Genomic DNA, 18803 nt, shown 5'->3' on the forward strand with positions numbered 1-18803 from the left:
TTTACGGTAAATTACAGACAACCGATTGCTTACTCTTTCATATATACCAAAGAATTCTTAAATTTAACCAGTTTAAAAATTGCCGTAATTCGATAAAGAGACTCTGAATGCCCCAGAAATAGATACCCCCCTTTATTAAGACTGTCATAAAAAGCATTCACTACTTTTTTACAACTTTCCGGGTTAAAATATATCAGCACATTTCGGCAAAAAATAACATCTATATTACGCAAGGACTTCATCTGTTCGGTGTCGACTAAATTTAAGGTCGCAAAGCTGACCATATCTTTAATTTTCTCTTTAATGAAATATTTTTTATCCTTGAAATGAAAATATTGTAAGGTATATTGAGAAGGCATTTCTCGGATAGATCGATAATCGTAGACTCCTTCTTTAGCCCGTTCCAGGACCTGGGTATTAATATCGGTTCCCAGAATTTGGATTTTCCATTGATAAATATCGGGAATGACCTCTAAAAGGAGCATAGCGAGGGTATAAGGTTCCTCCCCGGTCGAACAGCCGGCACTCCAGATTCTTAACTCATAATCCCGAATCTTCCGCTTTCGGGATATTATCAGAGGAAGGACTTCCTCTTTAAAAGCCATAAGTTGAGGGATATTTCTAAAAAAATAGGTCTCATTCGTTGTTACGACATTAAAGAGGTTAATGAGTTCTTTGCCCGACGTATCGTATTTTAAGAACCGGTAATAATCTAAAAGCGTTTCACAACCCAAAGTCCTCATGCGATTTTCCAGGCGCCTGATCAGATAATGCTTTTTCTCATCATCAAAAAAGATCCCGGTTTTCTCACAAATCAGATCCCGCAGGTATTTGAACTCCTGAGTTGCCAGATCCTTCATACCCTTGATGTCAGAATTTTAATGGCCTGGGTTGCTTCCTTAACCAGATCCGGGTCCTGCATCCTTACTAACTGACGAAGCGGTTCAAGGGCTTCAACGGCTTTAAAATGACAGAGAGTTTCAATAGCTGCTAATTGAACCATGCCGCTACGATCCTGCAAGCATTCTATAAGCTTGGGAATAATACAAGGATGATTAAAATTTTTTAACTGTTTACATATTTCGTAACGAACCCGTGGATCCGGATCTTTCAGTTGAGATAGGAGCACTTCAACGGTCTGATTTCCCGGAAAACGGGCTATAGCTTTAACCACCATGACACGAACCTGAGAATTTTCGTCTTCTAATAGGGGAAGTAAAAACTTATTAACTTCCGGATTTGTAAGAGAACCTAAAGCCCGTACGGCTCCTTCTCGAACTTTCCAACTGGAGTCTCTTAAACATTGGAAGTAAAGGGGGAATAACTTTTCTCCGGCTATATGAAATAAAGTCTGAAGGGCCAGTACTCTGACCTCGTCTCTATCCTCATTTAGCAAGGGTTGAATCCATCGGATCTTTTCTTCAGAAGGCAGGCCTTGAATTTTCACTATGGCCTCAGAAGCCGCCATTCGGACATCTGGATAGGGATCCTTGAGGATTTCAACTAAAGGGATTAAGGCCCTTGGATCTCCCATGGCGCCAAGTGAGGAGGCCGCAGCACGCCGGACATGCCCAAAACTATCTTGAAGCCGTCTGATTAGAGGGTCCACCGCCATAGAAGATCGAATCTGTCCTAGAGCCTTGGCTGCAGCTACTCTAACTTCTTCATGGGAATTCTCCAGGGCTTGAAGAAGAATAGGAACCGAAGCTTCCTTTCCGATTCTTCCTAAAACTTCCAGGACAATCGTCTTGATTCGAAGGGACTCCATAGATAAAGCCCGATGGATAGCCTCCAATTCCTGATCTCCAATGGCCACTAAAGCATCCACCGACCGCTCCAGAAGCTCTTCGTCCTCTTCAAATTCAATCAAACCAATTAACGGCACGATAGCCTCTTTAAGACGAAGTTTTTCCAAAAAACGAAGGGCACTCCGTCGGATGGCTACCTTATGACTCCTCAACAGGGGAATTACATCTGTCCAGTTGGCCTTAGCTTCCCTGACTTTTTCGTAAATCTCATCCCCCAGTTTCTCGCTTAACTTCTCCAAGGCCTGAATCACCGGAACCACGAATCTGGGATGGTATTTCAAAGCGGAAAGAAGGTAAGGTAAACAACGCTCATCCTGCAGGTTTCCTAAGGTCCGGATAACCATGAAGGTTACCATCAAGTTTTCTTCAAAGGGAATTTGCATTAAGGGTTCCAGAACCCGAAGATCTCCTATTTTCCCTAAAGCCTCTATCCCGGCACACCGAACCCAGGTAGGTCCTTTCAAACTCTGGAGAAGATAAGGCACTGCCTGAGGGTCTCCGATTTGCCCTAAAGCTTCCGCAGCTCCCATAGCAACCAGGACATGGGGGCTCTGCAAACAGAGGATTAAATGGGGAATACTTTCCGGATCCCCCAGGGCTCCTAGAATTTCACAATAAGTTTTTTTAATGAAAGGATCCTGAGCTTCGTGAAGGCCTGTGAAGAGGACATCGGGAGCATCTCCACCGATATGCTTGAGGACTTCCAGGGCCAAATTACGGGCCGTAAGATTGGTTTCCGCAAGAACAGGAACCAGGGCCGTAACAACCTCCCGTCCCCGGATCTGGATCAAGGCATCTACCACAGCTTCTTGTACAGCCCGGACAGGGTCCTGGAACAAGTTTATCAACCGGGGAATAGAGCGCTTATCCTTGAGTTCTCCTAACTTGAGAATAGCCCGTCTTCTTTCATCTGGATCTTCATGGGAAAGATTCTTTAAAACCCTTTGGATATCCGAAACATCGTTTAAGTACATAACTGTTATTCCTTGAAGCAGGTAAATCCGTTTTTGGTTATCAACTTTGATCCAGTATCTGGCTCACCTGACGAATTAGATGTTCGGGTTCTATCAATTCAGATAAATATAGCGGACCACTATCCGGGAATTCTTCTGGATCTACGGGCTCCCCCTTGGTCATTAACAAAATGGGTAAGTTCTTATAGTGCTCAACCTTGCGTATCTCTTGGATTATTTCGTAGCCGGAAAGCCCGGGTAAATCCCCACCGATAATGGCAAGATGATAAGGACTTGAATGAATTTTTTCTAATCCTTCGGTTCCCTGGGCCGTCGTATGGACTTTAAAACCCTCTGATTCCAGGAAGAATTCCAGAATTGTCCTTACGACGGAAGAGGATTCTATGACCAAGATAGATTTTTTCATAAAGTCAGGAGTAGAAATTATCTCTCTGGGAGAATAAATAATTTTATTCTATCATAAGTTAATTATTAAGCAAGAAAAAAGTATAGAGAAAATTTATCGCAACGAATTTCTATAAGACTATTCATTTATTCTGGATTAGGAGAAAGAAATATAGAACGTAAATTTCTTATTTCGGACCGTCCGAACAGTTTACGTTTTATATTTTTTACATTTACCCTGGGATGCAAGATATTCATGGCGGTAATATTTGGAAATGGCGGGAAGCTCTCAACATTCACCTTCTGGACTTTAGTGCCAGTATCAATCCCCTGGGTCCTCCTCAAGGGGTTTTCCGGGTTATTACCGAGAATCTATCAAACCTGGTTCATTATCCAGATCCTGAGAATCAAAAAGCCTGTCAGGCCCTTTCAGAGTATCACGGCATCGATTCCTCCCATATCATTTTTGGAAATGGAGCCATGGAACTCTTATACCTTCTCCCCCGTGCCCTTCTTCTCCAAAGTGCTTTAATCCCCATTCCTACTTTCAGTGGCTATGAAAAGGTTCTATTTTACCATGCTGTGCAGGCTAAGTTTGTAAGCTGGTGGGTCCGGGAAGAAGGGAAAAAGGACCACCTCCCATCTCCTTCCCCTTTAGCTCTCCTGTCTTCAGCAGCAAAGGAGGTTCAGGGAGTTTTTATCTGCCATCCCAATAATCCAACGGGAGAAGTGCTGGAAAAAGGGTTTCTTTTGAACCTCCTGGATTTTTGTGAAGAACAAAAGATCTGGTTGATTCTGGATGAGGCTTTCATAGATTTTCTGGATCAACCCGATGCCTATTCCCTGATTCAGGAAGCAGTCTCTTCAACCCGATTGGTGGTTATCCGTTCTTTAACTAAGTTCTTTGCTTTACCGGGTCTTCGATTAGGTTATGGGGTGGGCCCTCAAGCTATCATTCAAAGACTCAAGCAGGTGCAAACCCCCTGGAGTGTTAATGTTCTAGCCCAACAGATCGTTAACGAAATTCTGAAAGATGAAGCCTATGCCAGAAATTCGAGAAAATTCATCCAATCGGAAAGGGTTTTTTTGCTTAACGCTTTATCTGAAATGGAAGGAATTCAGCCTGTATCCGGATCAGTTAATTTTTTGCTGTGTCGACTGACCCGTCCGGGATGGACTTCCCCTCAACTCACCACGAAATTAGTCCAATTCGGTATTCTCATTCGAGATTGCAGTACCTTGCGAGGGCTTAATGAGCGGTATTTCCGGATTGCCGTGAGAACCCGAGAAGAAAACAGGAAGCTCCTCTCCACGCTTCAAGAAGTCTTATCCGAATAAAAGGGTAGTATAATCTTTGAATAGCTATCTTTAATAAAGTCATTTTATCGTATTAAGAAAATTATTTTAACGCAAGCTTCCTGAAAGGTAAGAGAATTTCTCCTTAATAAATTTCTTGACCTTTTGTTTAGAAAAGGTATTAATTAAACAAATAAAGAGATTTTGTGGTCAGAGACCGGATTTAGATCTTGAAGTCTCAATTCAGTCATCACGTTGAGCTTAAAGAGCCGATGGAAGAAGCGTGTGATGACCAAAAGGAGGTTGTTAATATGGAGCCGGAGGAGCCGCGACAAGAACAACTCCGCACAAGTGAAAGATTATATGAAAAAAAATGGTACCTTTATCAAGTATCTCAATGTAATAGTATGTTCGATTTTGTCATGAACCGGGCTATTATTGAAACGACTTGTGCGGCCTTTGTATGCTTTCATGATAATGGCTATTTACCCTACACCTGCAACAAAAACCGCTGTATCGGAGTTGAACTCTATTGTAGACAAAAAGCCGAGGAAGAAAACCAGGAGCTCGTTTAAACTGAAAGAGGCTGTGAGCGGACCTTAGATTTGAAGAGCCGCTGAAGTTCCCGGTGAGGACGCTTGGTTTTAAACGAATCCAAAACGAATTTCACCTCAACGATGACTGTCCCTTACCGAAGTAGGAGAAGGATCCGAGAGGAGGAGGTTTATATCTCACCACCTTCTAAGAAAACTACCCCCTGAAGGGGTTTAATCCCCGGGCCTCTTGCAAAGGCATGAGGGGAGAGGCAAGGAACTTTTTAACGAAGACTTCCCGGTCTATGCCTTTGCAAGCTGTAGTGCAAGGTCCAGCCGTTTTAAACATTCCTCTTTACCGAGAATATCCATGAGTTGATATAATTCAGGACCGTGGGTTTGTCCGGTTAAAGCGGCCCGAACAGGCAGGTAGAGATTTTTACCCCCGCTTCCTGTTTTTGCTTTTAGGTAAGCCAGGAGATTCTTAAACGTATCCGGAGTTATTTCCTTCATTCCTTGAAGTTCCTCCCGCAGGACTTCGATAACCCTTTGGGCAGAATCGGTTTTCAAAATTTCTTTAGCCTCCTCACTCCATTCTAGCCAGGAAGTGTAAAAAATCCTGGCATGTTCCGGAAGTTGAGCGAGGGTTTCCACATACCCCCGGGTGACTTGGATGACCCTTTCCAGTTTAGAGAGCTCTTCTGAAGTAGGCTGGTTAGATACCATCCCTGCCCTTTGATAATAAGGAAGAGCCAGAGAACTCAGCTTTTTAATATCTTCGTTTCGAATATAATTCCCACTCATCCAGTTTAGCTTTTTTATATCAAAAATGGCCGCACTTTTCGATACCCGTTTAAGGGAGAATTGACGGATCATCTCCTCCCGGGAGATAATCTCTTGTCCGGATTCCGGAGTCCATCCCAGTAAGGCCAGGTAATTGATTAAGGCCTCCGGTAGATAGCCTGCTTCTCGATATTGAGCCACAGAGGTAGCTCCATGCCGTTTACTCAGCCGGGTATGATCAGGACCCAGGATCATGGAAAGATGGGCAAATTGAGGGGGTTGAAATCCCAGGGCTTCATACAGGAGGAGTTGTCGGGGTGTGTTGGAGATATGATCCTCTCCCCGAATAACATGGGTAATCTGCATCAAGGCATCGTCGATAACCACTGCAAAGTTATAGGGAGCTATACCATCGGAGCGAAGAATGACAAAGTCTCCAATATATTGCTTTTCAAAAACGACTTCACCCCGAACCCAATCCTGAAATCCTACACTTCCCCAAGGGTCGACTTTAAAACGCAGGGCAAAAGGGATCCCTGCGGCTTTTCTTTCTTCAACCTCTTTTGGGCTTAAATTTCGGCATTTTCCACCATATACCGGCATCCGGCCGGCTGCCAGCAACTTTTGTTTTTCGGCTTCCAGCTCTTCCTCTGTACAAAAACAAGGATAGGCTTTCCCGGCATCTACGAGTTTTTGGGCATACTCCCGATACAGGTGAAGCCGCATAGACTGCCGGTAGGGACCGAAGGCGCCCCCTTTATCTGGCCCTTCATCATAATCCAAGCCCAACCACTTCATGTCTTCTAAAATCAACCGATCTGACTCCTGAGTTGAGCGTTCGATATCGGTATCCTCAATACGGAGAATAAAAGTTCCGTGATGATGCCGGGCAAATAACCAGTTGAAAAGCGCCGTCCTGGCATTTCCAATATGTAAATAGCCGGTAGGGCTGGGAGCGAAACGGACTCGAACCGGATTGATTACAGACATAAGACAGGACTCTTTATCTGGGTTAAAATCACCAGGAAGTCCAGAACCCAAAAGTTAACCCCATATTTTCCCCCTCTATTAAGTTTCATCTGTCTTCTGGGATTCCTCAAGACAAGTTCCTTCCTATCTTGTATTCGGTGAATCATGGGTTATCTCTGGGTCTGTTTTCCTTCTCCAATTGAAGAGTTAAGAATTTTTTTATTTCTGATAACAAATTACTTGAAAGACCCTTCTTTTGCAAAAATTTTAAACCTTCCTAATCCTTTGGTTGCTTTATGGCCCGGTGGTGGGGAAACTTTAGACTTCGGGCTGAGGATTCCCAGGCAGGCCAAAATAAAATTATTTTAAACCGCTTATCTGGAAAATAATAATTGACACCATCCGCAGGTTATGATTTTATGATCTAACATAAGAGCTGTCTGTGTATTTCCTAATTTTTGCGAATAAGCAGGTTCATTTTGAATAGCTTTAATAGAAAAACCCTGATTTTCCTTTTAAATCTCCCAGGATCAAAACCTTTTTTAAACCCGAGGAGGTGAAGAGAATGAAACAAGTTATCCAGGTTACGATAAACGGCAAGCCTCGTCAGGATGAGGTGGAACCCAGACTCCTGTTGGTTCATTACCTTCGGGACGTTGTAGGATTAACGGGAACCCATATTGGTTGTGAAACGAGTATCTGTGGAGCTTGTACGGTCTTATTAAATGGAGTTGCGGTTAAGTCCTGTACGATATTGACGGTACAGGCAAACAATGGAGAGGTCGTGACCATCGAAGGATTGGCTACCGATGGTAAGTTACATCCGGTTCAGGAAGGATTCTGGGAACGCCATGGGTTACAGTGTGGTTTCTGCACACCTGGGATGATCATGGCCGGTGTCCAAATTCTTCAAAGAAATCCAAATCCGACCGAGGAGCAGATCCGAGAAGGTTTAGAGGGTAATCTCTGCAGATGTACCGGATATCAGCATATTGTCGAGGCTATCCAGTATGCTGCACAAAAGATGAGAACCTAAAAAGGAGGGATAAAATATGGCTACGAAACTTATTGGGGAAAGAATTAAACGAAAAGAAGATCCCCGACTTATTACAGGAACTGCAAGTTATGTAGATGATATCAAGTTGCCAAATATCCATCATGTGGCCTTCCTCCGAAGCATCTATGGTCATGCAAAAATTAACAAGATTGATGTATCAGAGGCCCGTAAGCTTCCCGGGGTTGTGGCAGTCCTGACCCATGATGACATTAAAGGGGTTTTGAAACCCATGCCCTGTGTAGGGGGGGTTCCGGACATGCATCTACCGGAGCATTATCCCCTGAGCGGGGGAAAGGTCCGATTTGTCGGAGAGGCTATTGCCGCCGTGGTAGCCAACGACCGTTATGTGGCCCGGGATGCCCTGGATTTGATCAATGTAGATTATGAACCCTTACCCGTGGTGGTGGATATGGAAAAGGCCCTGGAAAAAGGAGCTCCTCTTCTCTACGAGGAGTACGGTGAGAATCGGGGTTTTACCTGGAAAATTAGTGGAGGGGATATAGATAAAGCTTTTCAGGAGGCCGATCGTATTGTTAAGCTTCGATTGGTTAATCAACGGGTTGCTCCCATCCCTTTGGAGACCCGGGCCGTGTTAGCCCAATACCAGGATCGTGGAGTCGAAGGGGAGTTAACGGTATGGACTTCTACACAAATTCCTCATGGAATCCGCACTTCAATTGCCAGCATGCTCAATCTCCCCGAACATCGAGTTCGGGTTATTGCACCCGAGGTGGGTGGTGGATTTGGTTGCAAGGTTGATTTCTACGGAGAAGAAGTTTTGATTCCTTATCTGGCCATGAAGCTCAAAGTTCCGGTCAAATGGGTGGAAGGACGACGGGAGAATATCCAGGCCACAGACCATGGACGGGATCAAATTAATTATATCGAAGCCGCAGTTAAAAATGATGGAACCGTGGTAGGATTAAGGGTCAAAGTGCTGGCAGATATGGGGGCTTATTACCAACTTTTATCCCCGGCTATTCCTACCCTCACAGGCCTCATGATGTGCGGTCCTTACAAAATTCCCAACGTATCTATGGAGGTTCTGGGGGTTTTCACAAATAAAATGACCACCGATGCTTACCGGGGAGCCGGACGACCGGAAGCCACCTACCTCCTGGAGCGTACCATGGATGCCATTGCGGCTGAGCTGAATCTGGACCCTGTAGAGGTAAGGATGAAGAACTTTATCCAGCCCCAAGAATTTCCTTACAAAACGGCTACAGGCCTTGTTTACGATAGTGGTAATTATCAGGCCGCTTTGCAGAAAGCATTAGATCATGTTGGATACAAGAAGTTACGGGAAGAACAGAAAAAACTCCGAGAGCAGGGCCAATACATGGGAATCGGGATTTCCAGCTATGTCGAGATTTGTGCTTTTGGTCCTTCTGCAGCCACGGCAACCGGTGGCTGGGAAAGTGCTACCGTCCGTATCGAACCTACCGGTAAGGTTACGGTGTTGACAGGATCTTCTCCCCATGGTCAAGGACAAGAGACCACCTTCGCACAAATCGTTGCGGATGGGTTAGGATTAACCATGGAGGATGTAACCGTTCAGCACGGGGATACTGCTGTGGTTCAGTACGGAATCGGAACCTTTGGAAGTCGGGCCACCGCGGTGGGAGGAACGGCGGTTTATCTGGCCCTCCAGAAAGTTAAGGAAAAGGCAAGTAAGTTTGCGGCTCATATGTTGAAGGTAGATCCGAAAGGCCTGGTTTTTAAAGACGGAAAGATCTTCCCGGAAAATAATCCGGAGAAATCGGTCACCTTAACCGAGGTCGGATTGGCGGCTTATCTGGCTAAGGATCTTCCCCCGGACACAGAACCCGGACTGGTAGCTACAGCTTTTTACGAACCCAAGAACTTTACTTATCCTTTTGGAACCCATATCGCAGTCGTAGATATAGATCCGGAGACCGGCCAGATTAAATTCCGTCGTTATGTAGCCGTAGACGATTGCGGTAATATTATCAATATGTTGACAGTCCATGGTCAGGTGCACGGCGGAATCGCCCAGGGGTTAGGCCAGGCATTGTATGAAGAGATCGTCTACGATGAAAACGGACAGCTCTTGACCGGTTCCTTTATGGACTACTGCATCCCCAAGGCCCATCATCTTCCAAAATTCGAACTGGATTACACGGTCACTCCCACCGATGTAAACCCGTTGGGAGCTAAAGGAGTCGGAGAAGCAGGAACGATTGGCTCTACGCCTGCTATTGTCAATGCGGTTGTAGATGCCCTGGCCCATCTTGGGGTACGAAATATCGATATGCCCTTAAAGCCGGAAAAAATTTGGAAGGCTATCCGAGATCATGCAAAGAAATAACTTTGTCTTGAACTCGAAGTCCGGTATCTAAAGAAAACCCCGGATACCAGACTGAGAGACCCAGGACTAAATGAAAATGATTCCAGTTGCGTTTGAATATTTAGCCCCCACGACCCTAGATGAAGCTTTATCTGCGCTCTCGACCTATACCGATGCTAAGATACTGGCCGGTGGGCATAGCTTGATTCCCGCCATGAAATTAAGGCTGGCCTCTCCCAAATATCTCATTGACATCAGCCGAATTTCAGATCTGAACTATATCCGGGAGTCCGGAGGTCAAATTTTGATCGGTGCTGGTACCACCCACTATCAGATCGAAAGCTCAACGCTTCTTAAGGAAAAATGCCCTTTGCTGACTGAAACGGCTCCCTACATTGGAGATGTTCAGGTTCGTAACCGGGGAACCCTGGGTGGAAGCCTGGCCCACGCAGATCCGGCGGCCGACTGGCCTGCGGCTATACTGGCTGTTGGAGCCGAAATTAAGGTGAGAAATTCCCGAGGAGAGCGGACCCTTAAGGCTGAAGATTTCTTTGTGGATATGATGACCACGGCGCTTCAACCCAACGAAATCTTAACCGAAATTCGGATTCCTATACCTCCCCAGCGTACCGGAAGTGCCTATGAAAAGGTTAAACAACCGGCTTCCGGTTTTGCTTTGGTGGGGGTGGCCGTCCAGATTACCCTTGATACCAACCGGACCTGTCAGCAGGTTCAAGTGGGTATTACCGGGCTTGCACCAAAGCCTTTTCGGGCTACAGGAGTTGAAAATATGCTGAAAGGTAAGGTTATTAATGATCAACTCCTCGCCCAGGCAGCCGAGAAAGCTGCCGATGGCGTAGATCCACTCTCGGATATCCATGCCTCAGCAGAGTATCGTTCGCATCTGGCGCGGGTTCATACAAAGAGAGCTTTACAACGAGCTGTAAGTCGAATCTAAAGGATCCTACAACCAAATCATGAGGGATATAAGGGCGGGTTTGACCCCGCCCTTATCCTTTATACTCATGGAGTAGTAGCATTTTTATGAGAATAGAGGGAAATCATACCTTAAAAGGAAAACCAGAAAAAGTCTGGAACACCTTGACCGATCCGGAGATTCTTGCTAAATGTATCCCGGGTTGCGAGAAATTAGAGAAGACCGACGAGGATACCTATAAAGCAACCCTTAATATGGGAATTGGATCTATAAAAGGTACCTATACCGGACAGGTCAAGCTGGTGGATAAGCAACCTTATTCCAGCTTTAAAATGATTGTTGAAGGAAAAGGAGGACCCGGCTTTGTTAAAGGAGAAGGGGTCTTGAATCTACAAGAGCAAAACGGTCACACCCTGATTACCTATCAGGGAGATGCTCAGGTGGGCGGCACCATTGCCAGTGTAGGACAACGCATGATCCAGGCTTCGGCTAAAATGATCATCGGCCAGTTCTTTACTGCCCTGGATATGCTCCAGGAACAACAACCTCCCTCCTCTGAGACCTCCTCAGGAGGAGCCCCTTCAGGAAGTTCGTCTCCTCCATCGAGTTTTTTTTTTAAAGTCACCCTCCGATACCTTTGGAATGAGCTAAAGAAAATCCTCGGAATTAAAATTTAACTTCCATTCCCCGTCTCCCCTCTCCTTAAAGGAAAGGAGAGACGGTGCCAGACTTTGATTCCTTCCCTGTCTTCCTGAAAAGGGGGCTTAAAGGATCAGGTAACCTCAAGGAATCCATCCAACAGGACATCCCCATAGGGAAGTAAAAGAGGATCTTTTCTATCTTTCTTTTCTTTAAAATTTAGTTAGGATCTTGACATTTTACTTCTTAACCATATATTAGTCTCATATGGTTCGTATCTTAATAATTAAGTTCTTAACTATTTTAAACCGTAAAAAGGGTTATAAATTTCTTCTTCATCGGCCTTGATTTTTATATGAGCCAGACATCCCAGGTCCGGTTGGACAAACGTAAGTATTATTCTCAAGACCAAATCATTCGACATGCCCAAAAGTATCCGGCGTTTCATTGGCCTACCACGGAGTTACTTTTGAATCTAGTATATGCCTACGACCTTATTGCTACTTATATTGCCCGAATTCTCAACAGATATCATCTCTCCCTTTCAGCTTTTAATTTGTTGATTATCCTGGCTCGTAGTGAAGGTAAAGGACTTCCTCTCCACGAGATAGGGGAAGCGTTGTTAGTGAGTCGGGCAAATGTAACGGGATTGGTGGATTGTCTTGAGCGGAGAGGTTTAGTAGAACGCGTGGCCCATGCAGAGGATCGGCGTGTACGGATTGTACGGATTACCCAGAGTGGTGAGGGGCTCTTAGAATCCATACTACCCGGTTATCATGGAGAAGTCAGAGAATTGGTAAACGAGTTGAGCGATGAGGAAAAGGCTCAGCTAAACCGGCTTCTGTTAAAATTGCAAGATAGCATTCTCCATACAGTTGAGAAAAAATCCAAGAAACGAGAAGATGGCCTCATGATGGATAATATGGGTAATGGAGGGTAGAATTCATAATGCTATAGTCTTCATCCTTTCTCCCCTCTTTCACAGTATAGGAGAAGGGTTGATGAGGGGGATGGGGGAAGTCGTGAGTACCATATCGAGAGTGAGCTGACGAACTTGTTTTACTGAATTGGAAACAAGTTAAACGTAAAGCCCACTCCAATATGGGAAAAGAATATCATGGACGAGGTTGAAATTTTAAATTCATCCACCCAGGTCCAGTCTTCCAGGCTGAGTAAAGTGGATCAAACTATTACAGATCTGCCGGAAACGGTGCACGAGGAAAAGAACTTACCTGGGACCTCTTCAGCGGTAGCGGCGCCTAAGATCGTCCCAGAGGAAGATGGCCAAATCAAGAGACCTTTTTATCGGCGCCCTCGGATACTGATAGCCATAGCAGGGCTATTCATAGGGGGAATTCTCCTGGGTTTACCTTATTACAACCATGTCATATCCTACGAATCGACCGATGATGCGTTTATTGAAGGGCGCATCATCCAGATCAGTCCAAAAGTATCTGGGCACATCTCGAAGGTATATGTGATCGATAACCAACAAGTCAAGGAAGGTGATTTACTGGTTGAGCTGGATCCCCGTGATTTTGAAGCACGGCTCGAGAATTCAAAAGCTTTACTACAACAGGCTATTTCAAAACAGAAAGCGGCTCAATTGAATGTGGATTTGACGGATGTTACCTCTCAGGCCAACGTCCAACAAGCCTATTCAGGGGTACAATTGGCTAAATCCGGTTTACAAACGGCAAATGCAGAATTAATAGCGGCACGCAATCGGCTCGAGCAGGCTCGAGCCCAGGTTAAGACGGCTATAGCCAATGCTGAACAGGCCCAGGCACAGGTGGCAGAGGCTGAAGCTGAAGCGACGCGGGCCAACACCGACGCACAACGTTACCAACATCTTTATGAGCAAGATGGAATTATATCGCGTCAGCAACTGGATTATGCTTTGTCTGCTGCCCGTAAAGCAACCGCCCAACTGGAAGCTGCTCGTAAGCAGGCTGCAGCAGCCCAAGCCAGAGTTGCTGAAGCCCGGGCTGCGGAGCAAGTAGCCGTTGAAGGTCTTCACCAGGCTGAGGCCCAGGTAGCAGAAGCCCAGGCACGGGTTGGAGAAGCCCAAGCACGTCTAGCTTCGGCCAATACAGCTCCCAAGCAGGTAGCCATTAGTAGCTCTCAGGCTGAAGCAATTCAAGCTGAAATCGAGCAGGCCCAGGCGATGGTCAAGCAGGATCAATTGCAACTCTCTTACACAAAAATCTATGCGCCGGAATCTGGACGTGTAACCCGCAAAATGATCGAAGAAGGTGCCTTTGTACAGGTTGGACAGGCTTTGATGGCGATTGTCCCCGATGAATTTTGGGTTATAGCCAACTTCAAAGAGACTCAACTTGCCAGCATACGCCCAGGACAACCTGTCCATATTAAAGTGGATGCTTACCCCGATAAGATTTTCAAGGGTCATGTAGATAGTATTCAAGCAGGTACGGGAGCGCGTTTCAGTTTGCTACCCCCTGAGAATGCAACGGGTAACTTTGTTAAAGTAGTGCAGCGGGTTCCGGTTAAAATTGTTTTTGATGAGAAACCAGATTCAACCCATCCCTTAGGTCCAGGTATGTCGGTTGTACCGGAGGTAAAAGTAAAATGACGGCCAATCCAGCAAAAAAGAGTTCGGTCCGAGGAGCCAACATGGGTAATTTTACCCAAAGCTGGCAACCCAGCGCCAATCCCTGGCTTATCGCGGTGTCTGTTATGTTGGCTACCTTTATGGAGGTTCTGGATACCTCCATTGCCAATGTGGCATTACCCCATATTGCAGGCAATCTCTCAGCCAGCATCGATGAATCCATGTGGGTCTTAACCAGTTACCTGGTCTCCAATGCGATTATCTTGCCGGCAACGGGTTGGTTAAGTAATTTCTTCGGCCGCAAGCGGTTCTTAATGGCCTGTATAGTTCTGTTTACGCTTTCCTCTTTAGCTTGTGGTTTTGCAATAAATTTGGGGATGCTGGTCTTTGCACGGATCCTTCAAGGGGCCGGGGGAGGTGCTTTACAGCCCATTGCCCAGGCTGTTTTATTGGAAAGCTTTCCACCGGCCAGGCGTGGAGCAGCTATGGCGGTATTCGGCTTGGGGGTCGTAGTGGCACCGATTATCGGTCCGACTCTGGGAGGATGGATTACAGATAATTATTCGTGGCGATGGGTTTTTTATATCAATTTCCCGGTTGGAGTCCTGGCCATCCTGATGACCCAGGCGTTTGTCGAGGACCCTCCTTATATCAAGAAATCGGTCCATGGCCGAATCGATTATGTCGGTTTCGGACTCATGGCCATCTGGCTGGCGACCCTTCAAATTCTACTGGATAAGGGACAGCAAGAAGACTGGTTCGCAGCCGCGTGGATTCGTTGGTTTGCCTTCATCTCTGTTATTTCAATGATTGCCTTTATCCTTTGGGAGCTTCGATCCAAAGAGCCCATCGTTAACCTGCGTATCTTGACCAATCGTAACTTTGCCTTTGGTACGTTATTGATAACGATTGTAGGCATGGTGCTTTACAGTACACTTGCATTGCTACCTCTGTTTTTACAAAATTTGATGGGCTACCCGGCCCTTCAAAGCGGTATGGCTATAAGCCCACGGGGACTCGGTGCCATGTTATCTATGATCATTGTAGGCCGCGTCATAGGTCTCGTAGACAACCGATTCCTTATCGGTGGGGGCTTCGCAATACTTGCTTTTTCGGTATTTTCGCTCGGTCATATTAACCTGGATATCGGAATGGCAAGTGTAGTATGGCCGAATATCATAAACGGTTTAGCCATGGGCTTTATTTTTGTTCCGCTATCCACAATGGCCATGGGAACTTTACCCAACGAGCAAATTGGCAACGCAACAGGCATTTTTAATTTGATGCGTAATATTGGAGGCAGTATTGGGATTTCGGCTGTGACCACATTACTTTCACGTAGCGCCCAAATTCACCAGGCGATGTTGGTTTCTCATCTGACGCCCTATGATCCGGAGTTCCAGCAGCGGCTTCATGTCCTTCAAGGAACCCTTACCTCCCAGGTGGGTCCGGTTGCGGCAGTTCAAGGGGCCTATGGCATGATCTATGGAACTCTCATCAAGCAGGCTACGTTACTGGCATTTGTAGATAATTTCCGGCTGATGAGCTTACTGTGCCTTTTCTGTATCCCCCTGGTTTTGCTCCTTAAAAAGGTCGGTAGGAGAAGCGGCCCGGCAGCTCTACACTAGACTTCTCCAACTAGATCCTCACAATCCCCGGTTCAATCTGGATCAGATACCCTTCCCTGGCGAACAACTCTCACGCCTGCCTGCCGGCAGATAGGCGTAAACCCCTTAAGCTAAATCAAACCAACGGTTTCTATTATCCAAAATAAATATATCTGGTATTAAATTTGCCAAATCCCATAACCGGATTGATAGAGCCTGGCTTTTTTAGGTACCTGCTAAAGGCCTGTTCTGAAGTACCTCCCTTACCGAATCATACGGATATTATCCCATGTATTCAACTCTCCCCCCCCCCTTCTTATTTTTTAATGCCGATAACCACTTTAGATTTAATGGTTATGAATATGCACGGTGGTAGCAACATTCTGACCATTCACTACTTTGTACTTTACATTCACATGCTCTCCGACTTTAATATCTGCAATGGTTCCTGGCCGATTATTGTTACCTATAAAGATATGGGTCTGATTGGTAACCAGGATAGAAACATCATTACCGGAAGTTTTATCTCTCACACTGATGGTCAGTGTACCATCCGGGTTGGGTGTGACTGCGTCAATAACTCCTTTCACAGACTGGGATTTAAAACTTTCTGTAAAGCTTTCAATGGGGATATCCTCTCCCTGGGAAGTAAGCAGGCTCTCTGGATTCCTGGGAGCGGTTGGGCTATTGTTCGAACAACTGACTGCCATAAAGATAAAAGTTAGAATAACGGTTAAATTCCTGACGGAGGATTTTCTTATCATAATATTTTCTTTACATAGGTTTCGACTCAACACAGATAAAGAAATAGGTTGTCTACTTTCTGATTGATTCGTCCTATTTTATAGGTTTTTTTGAGCATTCATATCTCATTTGTCAGCAGACCAGATCTACGTCTCTTGATGCCAAAGAAAGAGTAAAGAAGATCAACGGCAAAGCTAAACTAAAAAATGATAAGATTTGTAATTGTTAACACCTTAGGAAGGGATATAGGAAAATTTTGGTACGAATCTTCGCCCATCTTTATCTTTCTCTAAATGAAAAAGGGTATTCACGGGAAAGCTATCCACGTAACTCCTTTTTTGTTTTTAAAATCTTCTCTCCTGGAGTACCTATAATGCCTGATACTTAGGGTTTAGTGCAGAATCCTGCTCTTTGAACGGCACCTATCGCCACTGCTGTTCTCCTGTGTTTGGCATAGGCACGTTGGGTATTATTTATTACCCACGGAAATTAACTTATCTAAGGCAAGCTGGGATGGATAAACACAGAGGAAGGTAAGCAGGCAAGGATCCCTGGTCCACCCCTCTTACTGAACTGGTGTATGAAAGACCTTCCCTCTTACACCATTAAGCAAGAGCGGTACCATAGAACTCCTGGAGCAGGGATTATCAAGAACGTATGGAAATGGGGGCTATATTCTCAGGTCTTGCTGTCATAGTTCCATGACAATTCACCTGGCATCTAAGTAAGATTCCCCTTGGAACCTAAGGAAATAGAAGCTGTAATTTTTTAAGTCCTGTTGTCATAGTTCAATGACAAAAGAATTAAAATTAAATAGTTAATTTTGAAGATTTTTCCATCAGGTCTGGTACAAAGCTTGTACTCTTATAACAGGATAGGCAAAAATATCCTTCAAAACTTATGAACTGGATAGATTTTACAAGTTACGAACAACCTGGACCTTTAACTTCCCTTGCCGCCGTATCGGCAGGAAGAAGACCTGCCAGGAACCCTTGGGGGTCTGCCTGATACGCATCGATAAAGGTTTGAAGTTGTTTAAGAACCTTCTCCCGGGTGGAGAGTCCATATCGATAAATATCCATGGGGCCTATGAGCTTGAGATAATAATGATTACCTGCATCATATTGGGTGGAACAGGCACTGGGTTTATGGGCAATGCTGAGCAGGTTACCAAAGGTTGCTGCAAATTTGGCAAGCACAGGTTCCTTGTGAAGATCACGGGGAATTTCCGGAAATCTGGCAATTAATTCCTGAACCGTCATGCGTGTCCTCCCTTCTGGGCAAAAAGAGCCTTTATTTACTTTTAAAAATTACTTACTTATTTTATTTTATCCAGTGTGAGAGAAAAGTCAAGAGTCAGTTAGACTTTTGTAACTGTAACAATTTAGTAGGTGTCACTTTTTCTGTCTGAATATCCCCTGGCCCCCCTCCAGGGGGGACTTCATCAGCAGCAACCCTATGTCAGTCCCCCCTGGAGGGGGGCCAGAGGGGGGTGTTTCTTTTTCTACCTAAAGTCAAACGAGACGTTTAACCTACTAATATTAATACGGATACTAGACTTTCTCAACCTGGAAAGGGTATACGATGATGAAACCTATGAAGGAGTAATTTATATGGATTCTTTAGATAAAAATGCAAAACAGAGGGTCAGCATCCTCTACACTAATTATCGGGGTGAAACGGCTGTGAGAAAAATTATACCCCATCAAATCTGGTTCGGAAAAACCCACTGGCATCCCGAAGAACAATGGTTTTTGGATGCTTTTGATATTGAAAAACAAGCAGAAAGAAAATTTGCAATGAAGGATATAAAAGCCTGGTTTGTGGAGAAGGAATAATTTGTATAGAATCGTTGTTACGGTACGACAGTATTTCGCAGCTTTAATAAGCTATTCCCATTTCCCAGGTTATCTTGCAACTTCTTCATCATTTGTTTCCATATTGAGCCACGTACGAATCTGGTCCTGTTCGTCAACCAACTCAATTGCCCGATGCGGAGGACCAATGGAACACTTTGCCAAACATCGGGTTGGGATTGGGTCGCGATCAGGATAACTCGTTAATATCGGTGTAAATCTCCACACCTAACTCTCGGGCCAACTCTTGAGTACCAGCCTCCACATGGGGCGCAATAATCAACTTGCGGTCCACCTGCCGGCCCGTCTTCCGCATGTAAAAAGCTACCTTCT

16 protein-coding genes are annotated in these 18803 nt (G+C 45.2%); 10 read left to right on the top strand and 6 right to left on the bottom strand.

Features of this window, described 5'->3' with window-relative positions; genetic code table 11:
- Positions 1-29 precede the first annotated feature (29 nt).
- The 3 genes from VNM22_21610 to VNM22_21620 are packed head-to-tail and all read right to left on the bottom strand — an operon-like array spanning position 30 to position 3188.
- Positions 30-860 (bottom strand): CheR family methyltransferase, encoded by an 831-nt coding sequence (locus tag VNM22_21610; protein HWP49768.1) that lies wholly within the window; start codon positions 858-860, stop codon positions 30-32.
- Positions 857-2782 (bottom strand): HEAT repeat domain-containing protein, encoded by a 1926-nt coding sequence (locus tag VNM22_21615; GenBank protein HWP49769.1) that lies wholly within the window; start codon positions 2780-2782, stop codon positions 857-859. Before VNM22_21615 ends, VNM22_21610 begins: the two co-directional genes overlap by 4 nt.
- A 40-nt stretch (positions 2783-2822) precedes the next feature.
- Positions 2823-3188: a response regulator gene (locus tag VNM22_21620; GenBank protein HWP49770.1), complete on the bottom strand. Its 366-nt coding sequence runs from the start codon at positions 3186-3188 to the stop codon at positions 2823-2825.
- Positions 3189-3409: 221 nt separating this feature from the next.
- Here VNM22_21620 and cobD point away from each other — a divergent pair, with 221 nt between their 5' ends.
- Together cobD and VNM22_21630 are read left to right on the top strand one after the other, a co-directional pair.
- Entirely contained in the window at positions 3410-4504 is a 1095-nt protein-coding gene (cobD, locus tag VNM22_21625) for a threonine-phosphate decarboxylase CobD (protein HWP49771.1), read from the top strand.
- A 188-nt stretch (positions 4505-4692) separates the two neighbouring features.
- Positions 4693-5037 carry a hypothetical protein gene (locus VNM22_21630; protein HWP49772.1) on the top strand — a complete coding sequence of 115 codons (345 nt, stop codon included), beginning with the start codon at positions 4693-4695 and terminating at the stop codon, positions 5035-5037.
- A 261-nt stretch (positions 5038-5298) separates the two neighbouring features.
- Here the strand turns inward: VNM22_21630 and gltX are convergent, their stop codons facing one another.
- The gene (gene gltX, locus VNM22_21635) at positions 5299-6768 is read right to left on the bottom strand and encodes a glutamate--tRNA ligase (protein HWP49773.1); all 1470 of its coding nucleotides are present in this window, start codon (positions 6766-6768) and stop codon (positions 5299-5301) included.
- A gap of 544 nt (positions 6769-7312) precedes the next feature.
- Here gltX and VNM22_21640 point away from each other — a divergent pair.
- From VNM22_21640 to VNM22_21670, 7 genes are all read left to right on the top strand, one after another.
- On the top strand, positions 7313-7783 hold the full coding sequence (locus VNM22_21640; protein HWP49774.1) for a (2Fe-2S)-binding protein: 471 nt from the start codon (positions 7313-7315) through the stop codon (positions 7781-7783).
- 16 nt (positions 7784-7799) lie between these two features.
- On the top strand, positions 7800-10133 hold the full coding sequence (gene cutA, locus VNM22_21645) for a glyceraldehyde dehydrogenase subunit alpha (protein ID HWP49775.1): 2334 nt from the start codon (positions 7800-7802) through the stop codon (positions 10131-10133).
- A gap of 70 nt (positions 10134-10203) precedes the next feature.
- A complete protein-coding gene (locus VNM22_21650) occupies positions 10204-11070 on the top strand; it encodes a xanthine dehydrogenase family protein subunit M (protein HWP49776.1) in 867 nt (288 codons plus the stop codon).
- An 86-nt stretch (positions 11071-11156) separates the two neighbouring features.
- The gene (locus tag VNM22_21655) at positions 11157-11726 is read left to right on the top strand and encodes a carbon monoxide dehydrogenase subunit G (protein ID HWP49777.1); all 570 of its coding nucleotides are present in this window, start codon (positions 11157-11159) and stop codon (positions 11724-11726) included.
- Between the two features lie 317 nt (positions 11727-12043).
- The gene (locus VNM22_21660; protein ID HWP49778.1) at positions 12044-12628 is read left to right on the top strand and encodes a MarR family transcriptional regulator; all 585 of its coding nucleotides are present in this window, start codon (positions 12044-12046) and stop codon (positions 12626-12628) included.
- Between the two features lie 177 nt (positions 12629-12805).
- Positions 12806-14284 (top strand): HlyD family secretion protein, encoded by a 1479-nt coding sequence (locus VNM22_21665; protein ID HWP49779.1) that lies wholly within the window; start codon positions 12806-12808, stop codon positions 14282-14284.
- Positions 14281-15891, top strand: a complete 1611-nt coding sequence (locus VNM22_21670) for a DHA2 family efflux MFS transporter permease subunit (protein ID HWP49780.1) — start codon at positions 14281-14283, stop codon at positions 15889-15891. The genes VNM22_21665 and VNM22_21670 overlap by 4 nt, the downstream gene beginning before the upstream one ends.
- A 326-nt stretch (positions 15892-16217) precedes the next feature.
- Here the strand turns inward: VNM22_21670 and VNM22_21675 are convergent, their stop codons facing one another.
- Both VNM22_21675 and VNM22_21680 read right to left on the bottom strand, forming a co-directional pair.
- Positions 16218-16634 (bottom strand): hypothetical protein, encoded by a 417-nt coding sequence (locus VNM22_21675; GenBank protein ID HWP49781.1) that lies wholly within the window; start codon positions 16632-16634, stop codon positions 16218-16220.
- A gap of 903 nt (positions 16635-17537) precedes the next feature.
- Entirely contained in the window at positions 17538-17876 is a 339-nt protein-coding gene (locus VNM22_21680; protein ID HWP49782.1) for a hypothetical protein, read from the bottom strand.
- Between the two features lie 351 nt (positions 17877-18227).
- Here VNM22_21680 and VNM22_21685 point away from each other — a divergent pair, with 351 nt between their 5' ends.
- A complete protein-coding gene (locus VNM22_21685) occupies positions 18228-18452 on the top strand; it encodes a hypothetical protein (protein HWP49783.1) in 225 nt (74 codons plus the stop codon).
- Positions 18453-18803 lie beyond the last annotated feature (351 nt).

This window comes from Candidatus Limnocylindrales bacterium (assembly GCA_035559535.1).
In the GTDB taxonomy this organism is placed as follows: Bacteria; Moduliflexota; Moduliflexia; order Moduliflexales; family JAUQPW01; genus JAUQPW01.

Excerpts from the sequence above, each read along its gene's own strand:
- VNM22_21610 (HWP49768.1), bottom strand. The coding sequence starts at position 860 with ATGAAGGATCTGGCAACTCAGGAGTTCAAATACCTGCGGGATCTGATT.
- VNM22_21615 (HWP49769.1), bottom strand. The coding sequence starts at position 2,782 with ATGTACTTAAACGATGTTTCGGATATCCAAAGGGTTTTAAAGAATCTT.
- VNM22_21620 (HWP49770.1), bottom strand. The coding sequence starts at position 3,188 with ATGAAAAAATCTATCTTGGTCATAGAATCCTCTTCCGTCGTAAGGACA.
- cobD (HWP49771.1), top strand. The coding sequence starts at position 3,410 with ATGCAAGATATTCATGGCGGTAATATTTGGAAATGGCGGGAAGCTCTC.
- gltX (HWP49773.1), bottom strand. The coding sequence starts at position 6,768 with ATGTCTGTAATCAATCCGGTTCGAGTCCGTTTCGCTCCCAGCCCTACC.
- VNM22_21640 (HWP49774.1), top strand. The coding sequence starts at position 7,313 with ATGAAACAAGTTATCCAGGTTACGATAAACGGCAAGCCTCGTCAGGAT.
- cutA (HWP49775.1), top strand. The coding sequence starts at position 7,800 with ATGGCTACGAAACTTATTGGGGAAAGAATTAAACGAAAAGAAGATCCC.
- VNM22_21650 (HWP49776.1), top strand. The coding sequence starts at position 10,204 with ATGAAAATGATTCCAGTTGCGTTTGAATATTTAGCCCCCACGACCCTA.
- VNM22_21655 (HWP49777.1), top strand. The coding sequence starts at position 11,157 with ATGAGAATAGAGGGAAATCATACCTTAAAAGGAAAACCAGAAAAAGTC.
- VNM22_21660 (HWP49778.1), top strand. The coding sequence starts at position 12,044 with ATGAGCCAGACATCCCAGGTCCGGTTGGACAAACGTAAGTATTATTCT.
- VNM22_21665 (HWP49779.1), top strand. The coding sequence starts at position 12,806 with ATGGACGAGGTTGAAATTTTAAATTCATCCACCCAGGTCCAGTCTTCC.
- VNM22_21670 (HWP49780.1), top strand. The coding sequence starts at position 14,281 with ATGACGGCCAATCCAGCAAAAAAGAGTTCGGTCCGAGGAGCCAACATG.
- VNM22_21675 (HWP49781.1), bottom strand. The coding sequence starts at position 16,634 with ATGATAAGAAAATCCTCCGTCAGGAATTTAACCGTTATTCTAACTTTT.
- VNM22_21680 (HWP49782.1), bottom strand. The coding sequence starts at position 17,876 with ATGACGGTTCAGGAATTAATTGCCAGATTTCCGGAAATTCCCCGTGAT.
- VNM22_21685 (HWP49783.1), top strand. The coding sequence starts at position 18,228 with ATGGATTCTTTAGATAAAAATGCAAAACAGAGGGTCAGCATCCTCTAC.